Below are 8,590 nucleotides of genomic sequence, written 5' to 3' on the forward strand. Positions count from 1 at the left end.
CCCGCAGGTGCGGCTGGGTTCCGCGTGACTTGCCCGTCTACTGACCGGACCGGCCGGCGAACCGAGCCGTAGCCGGCCTCCTTTCCGAGCGGTGGGGGCTCCGGGCACCACAGGTGGCCGGAGCCCCCGTCGTCGTCATGAGCAGACCTTGCCGTCCTTCGGTACCGAACCGTCCAGCAGGTACGCGTTCACCGTGGAGTCGACGCAGTCGCTCCCGCTGCCGTACGCGCCGTGTCCCTCGCCCCGCCAGGTGAGCATCACTCCGACGCCCTTGCCCAGCTCGTCGGCCATCCTCCGGGCACCCTCGTAGGGGGTGGCCGGGTCGCCCGTGTTGCCGACCACCAGGACCGGTGCCGCGCCGGGGGCGCTCACCTCCGGGGTGTCGTGCTGTCCGGGCACCGGCCAGTCGTGGCACCAGCCGGCCGTGTCCCAGCCGAGGAACGTCCCGAAGACCGGGGAGATCTTCTCGAACCGGGGCAGCAGCTTCCGGGTCTCGGCCGGGGTCAGCCGCTGCCTGTCGTCCAGGCACGATATGACCCGCTGCGCGTGGGTCGTCGTGCCGTAACGCCCCGAGGGCTCGCGTTCGTTGTAGCCGTCGGCGAGGGCCAGCAGCTCCGAGCCGTCCCCCCGCTCGGCCGCGGCGAGGGCGCTGGTCAGCGTCGGCCAGCTGTCCTTGCTGTACAGCGGCAGGATGATCCCGGTGACCGCGAGCGTCTGGGTCAGCTTGCGCCCCGGCGTGGCCGTCGGCAGCGGACGGGTGTCGATGCGCCGCAGCAGGTCCGCGATCTTCCGCGAGCCCTCCCGCGGGTCCTGGCCCGTGGACTCGAGGTAGCCGTTCAGCGCGCGCTGGAAGCCCCTTGCCTGGTTCTGGGCGTGGCCCACGGTGTCGGCGCCGGGGTCGACGACCGCGTCCAGGGTCATGCGTCCCACGTTCTTCGGGAACAGGTGGGCATACGTGCCGCCCAGTTCGGTGCCGTAGGAGATGCCGAAGTAGTGCATCTTTTCGTCGCCGAGGACCTCGCGGATGCGGTCCATGTCGCGGGCCGAGTCGGCGGTGGAGACGTGCGCCATCAGCTTTCCGGCGTCTTTCCGGCAGCCCTCGGCGAAGTCGGCGGCGTCCGCGAAGTACGCCTTCTCCTCGGCGGCCGTGTCCGGAGTGATGTCCACCGACTCGGCCGCCTGGATCTCCTTGTCGCCGCGGCAGCGCACCCCTTCGCTGGCGCCCACGCCGCGAGGGTCCCAGCTCACCAGGTCGTACCGCTCACGGAGCTTGGAGACCGTCGGGGCATAGGACGGCATCATGGACACGCCCGAGGCGCCCGGGCCGCCGAAGTTGAACAGAAGCGAGCCGACGCGATCCGCACTGCGGGCCTTGGAGCGGATCAGGGCCAGGCCGATCGTCTCGCCGTCCGGCTTCGACCAGTCCAGCGGCACCTTCAGCGTGGCGCACTGCCATTCACCGCTCGGCGCGGGCGCCTCGGCCGTGGCCTCGCACCGGCCCCAGGACAGCCCGTCCCTGCCGTCGTCCGACGAGCCGCCGCTGCAGCCCGCGGCCAGCAGGGCCGAGGCGGCCGCCAGAGCGGTCCACCGTACGAAGCGCGTCATTGCCCATCCCCCCTCAGGCCGTCCGCTCCATGCCGCGGATGGCGGTCAGGCCATGGTAGGCAGATGCCGCGCCAGCCGTTCCAGCCTGTGGATAACTCTCTGACCTGCGTGTTCGTCGAGCTCGCTCGCGGTGTCAGGTGCAGACGGTGCCCGTCGGCGGGACCTTCCCGTCCAGCAGGTAGCCGTTCACAGCGCCTTGCACGCACGTGTTCTCGCTGTTGTAGGCGCCGTGTCCCTGCCCCCGGTACGTCAGCTCCACACCCACGCCCTTGCCCAGCGCGTCCACCATCTTCCGCGTGCCCTCGTACGGCGTGGCCGGGTCACCGGTGTTTCCGACCACCAGGATCGGCGCCGCGCCCGGCGCGCTCACCTCCGGATGGTCGGCGGCGCCCGCCACGGGCCAGTCGGTGCAGCCGATCATGCCCCACGCCAGGACGTCGCCGAACAGGGCGGACGCGGCCCGGAACTCGGGCAGCTTCCGCTCCACGTAGGCGGTGTCGTAGCGCGATTTGGTGTCGGCACAGCTGATGGCGGTGTGGGCGGCGGACGAGTTGTCGTACTCGCCGTTCTCACTGCGTCCGTTCATCGAGTCGGACAGCAGCATCAGGATGCTGCCGTCGCCCCCGTACGCCTGTTGCAGGCCCTCGGTGAGGTACTCCCACAAGTCCTGCGAGTACAGCGCCTGCACAATGCCGTTGGTCGCCGCGGTCTGGGTCAGTTCGCGGGGGAAGACGCCGGGAATCGGCCTGCGGTCGAGATCCTTCAGCAGTGTGGCGATACGGTCCTTCACGTCCTGCGCGCTGTCGCCGACCGGGCACTCCTCGGTCTTCGACACGCAGTCCTCGGCGTAGTTGTCGAGCGCGCGCTGGAAGCCCTTGGCCTGCGCCAGCGAGCCCTGTTCGGCGTTCTGGGTGGGGTCGACGACGGCGTCGAACACCGCCCGGCCGACCTTCTTGGGGAACAGGTGGGCGTAGACACCGCCGAGTTCGGTGCCGTAGGAGATGCCGAAGTAGTGCAGCTTGCCGTCGCCGAGGACCTGGCGCATCAGGTCCAGGTCGCGCGCCGCGTCGGTGGTGCGCACGTGCGGCAGCATCTTCTCGGAGTTCTGTTCGCAGGTGTCGTTGAACTCCGTGGTGTTGTCGAGGAGTGCGGCGCGCTCGGCGGCGTCGTCAGGGGTCGCGTCCTGCTGGAAGTACGCGTCGAGCTCCTGGTCGTTCTCGCAGATCACGGGCTCGCTGCGGCCGACTCCGCGCGGGTCGAAGCTGACCAGGTCGTAGCGGGTGCGCAGAGTCTCGTAACCCTCCGCGAAGGAGGGCAGCGAGGCGACGCCCGAGCCGCCGGGGCCGCCGAAGTTGAAGATGAGCGAGCCGATGCGTGCGCTGTCGTCGCCGGTGGTCCCGACCCGGATCAGTGCGAGGCCGATCGTGTCGCCCTTGGGGTCGTCCCAGTCGCGGGGCGCCTTCATGGTGGCGCACTGCCACTCGCCGCCGTCGGGCAGCGGCGAGGGCGGAGCACCGCCGCCCTGGGCCTCGTCCGGGGCCGGGCAGGCCTTCCAGTCCAGTTTCTGCCGCGTGAGGTCCTCGTCCTTGGCGTCGTCGGCACCACCGCAGCCCGCCAGCACGGCGGACAGCAGCACGGCGGAGGCCAGGGCGGCGGCGCGCAGTCGCATGGTTCCATCCTGCGGCGGCCCGAAGCGGTACGCGCGGGACGTGTGCCGTACGAGGTAAGAGGGGTCGCTGAGGCTGAGGGGGCATTGCACTATGAGCGTCCGACCCGGGCGGGCATAGCGCAAGGACCCCTAAAGGGCCTGCTTGCGGGTGAGATGGTTGAAGGCCAGCCAGCCCGGCAGCACGGGCAGCCACAACGTCAGCAGACGGAACAGCAGAACCGCCGGTGCCGCGACCTCCTTGGGGAGCCCGACAGCGATCAGACCGACCGTCAGGGTCGCCTCCACCGCGCCCACACCGCCCGGCGTCGGCGCCGCGGAGCCCAGGGCGTTGCCCGCGAGGAAGACGACGGCGACGCTGGCGATGCTGATCGAGGTGGTCTCGTCGCCGAACGCGCGGATCGAGGCGTCCAGGCACATCACGAAGCAGGCCGTCAGCAGCAGCATGCCGCCGATGCCGGTGACCAGCTTCTGCGGCCGCTGCAGCACGTCCAGCATGCGCGGCACGACGCCGGCGAACAGCGACCGCACGCGCGTGACGACGAACTTCCGCAGGAACGGCACCGAGGTCACGACGAGCACCAGCACCGCCACCGTCAGCAGGCCGGCGATGACCGTCCGGGACGGCGACAGCGAGGGCGTCTTCTCGGTGCCGGTGAGATAGCCGAAGGCCAGCAGCATCAGGATGTGGCAGCCCAGCCCGAACAACTGCGACGCGCCCACACTCGCCACCGCGAGCCCCGGGCGCACCCCCGCGCGCTGCAGGAAGCGCGTGTTCAGGGCGACACCGCCCACGGCCGCCGGGGCGACGATCTTCACGAACGAACCGGCCACCTGGGCCGCCACGGTCCGCAGGAACGGCACCCGCTCGGGCACGAACCCCAGCAGGGCCAGCGCCGCCGCGACGTAGCTGGCCATCGAGAACAGCACGGCCGCGGCGACCCAGCCCCACTCGGCGTTCGCGATGAGCGGCCCGAACTCGATGTGCGTGAGCTGCGTCAGCAGGAAGTACGCACCGATCGCGCCGGCGATGAAACTGATCAGCGTGCGGGGCCGGACCCGCTCCAGGCGGGCCGGCTCGACCGGAGCCTGAGGCCTGATCCGCAGCACCTGCTGCCGGATCTGCGAGAGCAGGTCCTCCTCGCGCGCCTCCTCCAGGGCCTCGTCGATGGCCTGCTTCTCGGCCCGCTGCTCCGCCCGTACGGCCTTCTTGTCGGGCTTCTCCAGGACCGGCGCGGTCTGGTCCGAGGTCTCCTCCAGTCGCGTCTGCTTGGCTTGCCGGGACGCATCGAGGACCGCCTCGCGCTCGCGCTGTGCCCGCTCCCGGGCCAACCGGCGCAGCGTCGCGCGCGTGGAGCGGCTGAGTGCGATGGGCTGGAGCATCGGCAGGCAGTCCGCCACCGCGTCCGGACCGAGCACGCCCACCGCCGAGGCCACCGCCCGCTCGGCACCCACTCGGAGGCCGAGGGTCACCAGCAGTTGGGAGATGTCCATGCGCAGCAGCAGGTCGCCGGCCGCGATCTCGCCGACGCGCAGGTCGGTGAGGATCACCGTGCCGGAACCATCCACCAGGATCGCGTCACCCACCAGCCTGCGGTGCGCGATACGCCGCGACTGCAGGGCCTTCACCTGGTGCCAGGTGTCGCCCAGCAGGTCGTCGGTGATCTCCTCGTCGGACAGCGAGTCCAGGGTGCGGCCGCCGCTGTGCTCGTAGACGAGCATCACCGCGTCGGGGCCGAGCTCGGAGGTGGCGATCAGCTTGGGTGCGTTGGCACCGGCCGCGATGGCCGCGTACGCCAGCAGCGCCTCCTGCTCCAGGGCCTGGCGCAGCGACTGCAGACTGCTGCGGGTGGCGAAGCCGCGCAGGGTCAGGTTGCGCCAGGCGCGGTAGAAGAAGCCCTGGGCCTGTTGCTCCCGGTCGACCACGGTCACGTCCAGGGGCGGGCCGTCCTCAAGGGCGACGAAGTAGCGGCGGCCCCGGTCGCCGGTGTCCGGGCTGTTGTCCGAGATGTCCTCGCGGGACGCGCTGACCGGACGGAAGCCGACGGTCCGCAGACCCGCCATCAGGGTCTTCCCGGTGGGCCGGACATTGGGTGAGCCGACCGCGTACAGCGTGCCGTAGGCCACGGTCCAGCCGATCAGCACGGTCAGGATGATCGAGAACGGGGTCGTGTACCCGGTGACGAGCATCGAGAAGGCGTCGAGGAGCAGCACGACCCACAGGACCGTGCGCCACCTCGGTCTGCGGGACATGCCGACGGCCGTCATGTACGCGATGACCGGCGCCAGATAGCCGTGCACGGGGTCGGTCAGCGCGTGGATGTCGCCGGGGGAGGGCTGGGTGAGCGCCTCCTGGATCGAGTCGGGGGCGGCCCGGGCGACCCACAGGTCGGTGGCTAGGGTCACACCGTGCGCGAGGACCGCCGCGAGGACGCCGTCGGCGATCCTGAGGCCGTCCCGTTTGATCAGCCGCTCGATGGCGAAAGCGACCGGCACCAGCAGGATCGCGATGCTGGAGGCCAGCCCCGCGATCTTGATGAGCAGGTCGGGAGCCTGCCCGGTGCCCTTGTTGATGTCCTGTTCGAGGCCCGAGGTGGTGCCGTGCGCGAACGCGGCGATCCCGATCAGCACCGCGACGGCGAGCACGCCCACCAGGAGCCGCATCAGATCGGACGGGCGGTGCACGCGCGCGGGGAGCAGTGGCTCGTCGCCCTCCACCTCGTCGATGTGCGCGACGTCGGGCTCCTCGGCGGCCGTCCGGGCCTTCTTCGCGGCCGTTTTCCGGCCGTCGTCCGGAGCGCCCGGGCGCGACGAGGCGTCAGAGGTGCCCTCCGTGTCCTCGGGGTGCGCACCCTGCTGCTTCATCGTCTCTTCTTGGTCTCGTATCACCGGTCACCGCCCGCACGATGGTGGCATGCCACACCGATACACGGGGGCATCAGGGTGCACATGCGGGGCGGACAGTCTGCCCGACGCGCCTGTGCCGGGCGAGACGGACGCTCGGGAGCGGGCACGGCCCGTTGTCGGTGGGGTGGGGCAGGATGGGGCGGATGAGTGAGCAGAGCCCTGTGGGGGGCGGGTACGAGGACGGCGGCGCGGAAGCGCTGCCCCCGTACGCCGAGCGGGTCCTCGACGTCGCGGAACTGATCCCGCCGGGCCGTGTCATGACCTACGGCGACATCGCCGAGTGGCTGCAGGAGGGCGGTCCGCGGCAGGTCGGCCGGGTGATGGCGCTCTACGGGGGAGCCGTGCCGTGGTGGCGGGTCGTCCGCGCGGACGGCGCCCTGCTCCCGGGGCACGAGCAGCGGGCGCTCGGGCACTACCGGGAGGAGGGCACGCCCCTGAAGGAGGCGAGCCGGGCCGCCGAGGGCCACCTGCCGCGCATCGACATGAGACGGGCGCGGTGGGACGGCGACGATCGCGCGGAGGGTCACACCTGACAGCTTCCGCCATCGGACGGCCTCCTGTGTGACCCGTGATCCGGACGGGGGAACCGGGGCGGTTCGGTGGCATGACGTACGTTCGGGAGGTGAGGGACATGAGTGCCGAGGGTGCCCGGAGTGCCGCGAGTGACCGGGGGGAAGAAGGGGAAGCCCTGCTTCCGCCTCACCCGTCGGCGTAGCGTCGGCTGCACCTGTCCCCGTCACCCCGCGGTCACCCGCCACGCGCGGTGGCCCGCCAACCAGCACTTCCACCAGGACCGGCGAACCACGTGAGCTCCTCTTCCTCCACCAGCGGCCTGTCGCACCCCCGGGTGCGGCGGGGGAGCCGTGGCGCCTACCGACTGGTACGTACCCCTCCTGCCCGCGTGGACCCCCCTCTTCTGGACGCCTCGCAGCGTTCCGTGGTTGACCACGCGGCAGGCCCGCTGCTCGTCCTCGCAGGCCCCGGCACCGGCAAGACCACCACGCTCGTGGAGTCCGTGGCCGAGCGGATCGCCCGGGGCGGGAATCCCGAGCGCGTCCTGGTCCTCACGTTCAGCCGCAGGGCGGCCGTCGAACTGCGCGACCGCATGGCCCTGCGGACCGGGGCGGCCCGCGCTCCCCGGGCCGCCACCTTCCATTCGTTCTGCTACGCCCTGGTCCGCGCCCACCAGGACAGCGACCTGTTCGTGGAGCCGATGCGGCTGCTGTCCGGCCCCGAGCAGGACGTCTCGGTGCGGGAGCTGCTCGCGGGCCAGGTGGACCTGGAGCGGCTCGGGCTCGCGCACGTGCGCTGGCCGGACGAGCTGCGCGCCTGCCTGACCACCCGCGGTTTCGCCGACGAGGTCCGCGCGGTCCTCGCCCGCAGCCGCGAGCTGGGCCTGGGCCCCGAGGCCCTGGACGCCTTCGCCCGCCGCACGGGACGCCCCGACTGGCGCGCCGCGGCCGCGTTCCTCGCCGAGTACCTCGACGTGCTCGACCTGCAAGGCGTGATCGACTACGCCGAACTCGTGTACCGCGCGGTGCTCCTCGCCCGCCGGCCCGAGGTCGCCGCGTGGCTCGCCGCCCGGTACGACGCCGTCTACGTCGACGAGTACCAGGACACCGATCCCGCTCAGGTACGACTCCTGCACGCCCTGGCCGGCGGCGGCCGCACGCTCGTCGCGTTCGGTGACCCCGATCAGTCGATCTACGCGTTCCGCGGGGCGGACGTGAACGGCATCCTGGAGTTCCCGCACGCCTTCCCGCGTGCGGACGGCCGCCCCGCCCCCGTCGCGGTGCTGCGCACGTCCCGCCGCTCCGGCGCCGCGCTGCTGGCCGCCACCCGGCTGCTGACCCAGCGCATGCCGCTGACGCGGTTGCCCGCCGAGAAGGTGCGCGCTCACCGCGAACTCGCGCCCGTACGGGACGGCGGCCGCGTCGAGGCGTACACGTACCCGACGGCCGGGACGGAGCTGGACAACATCGCCGACATCCTTCGCAGGGCCCACCTGGAGGACGGTGTCCCGTGGAGCGAGATGGCCGTCCTGGTGCGTGCCGGCTCCCGCATCATCCCCGCGGTCCGCCGCGCCCTCACGGCGGCGGGCGTACCCGTGGACGTCGACGGCGACGACGTGCCGCTGCGGCACGAACCGGCGGTGGCACCGCTGCTGACGGCTTTGCGGGCGGTGGCCGGGGCTGCCGACACGGGGGTCTGCGAGCCGGGCTCTTCAGAGCCGCGGGAGCCCGAGGGGGACCTTTCAGCGGAGGACGCCCACACCCATGACCTCTCAGCGGAGGACGCCCCCATCTCCGACCTGTCGGCGGAGGACGCCCCCATCTCCGACCTGTCGGCGGAGGACGCCCCCATCTCCGACCTGTCGGCGGAGGACGCCCCCATCTCCGACCTGTCGGCGGA

5 protein-coding genes are annotated in these 8,590 nt (G+C 71.9%); 2 read left to right on the plus strand and 3 right to left on the minus strand.

What is annotated here, in order from left to right; translation table 11 throughout:
• Positions 1–135 precede the first annotated feature (135 nt).
• From ACWD1U_RS11590 to ACWD1U_RS11600, 3 genes are all read right to left on the minus strand, one after another.
• Entirely contained in the window at positions 136–1,605 is a 1,470-nt protein-coding gene (locus ACWD1U_RS11590) for an alpha/beta hydrolase (protein ID WP_451106611.1), read from the minus strand.
• A gap of 133 nt (positions 1,606–1,738) precedes the next feature.
• Positions 1,739–3,274, minus strand: coding sequence for an alpha/beta fold hydrolase (locus tag ACWD1U_RS11595; protein ID WP_451106613.1), 1,536 nt, complete (start codon positions 3,272–3,274; stop codon positions 1,739–1,741).
• A gap of 129 nt (positions 3,275–3,403) precedes the next feature.
• Positions 3,404–6,136 (minus strand): lysylphosphatidylglycerol synthase domain-containing protein, encoded by a 2,733-nt coding sequence (locus ACWD1U_RS11600; protein WP_451106615.1) that lies wholly within the window; start codon positions 6,134–6,136, stop codon positions 3,404–3,406.
• Between the two features lie 185 nt (positions 6,137–6,321).
• On the opposite strand from ACWD1U_RS11600, the gene ACWD1U_RS11605 reads away from it, so the two are divergent.
• Together ACWD1U_RS11605 and ACWD1U_RS11610 are read left to right on the plus strand one after the other, a co-directional pair.
• Positions 6,322–6,711: an MGMT family protein gene (locus ACWD1U_RS11605; RefSeq protein ID WP_451106617.1), complete on the plus strand. Its 390-nt coding sequence runs from the start codon at positions 6,322–6,324 to the stop codon at positions 6,709–6,711.
• Between the two features lie 368 nt (positions 6,712–7,079).
• On the plus strand, positions 7,080–8,590 hold a 1,511-nt coding region (locus ACWD1U_RS11610), incomplete at its 3' end, for an ATP-dependent helicase (RefSeq protein ID WP_451106618.1).

Source organism: Streptomyces sp. NPDC002788 (assembly GCF_053592115.1).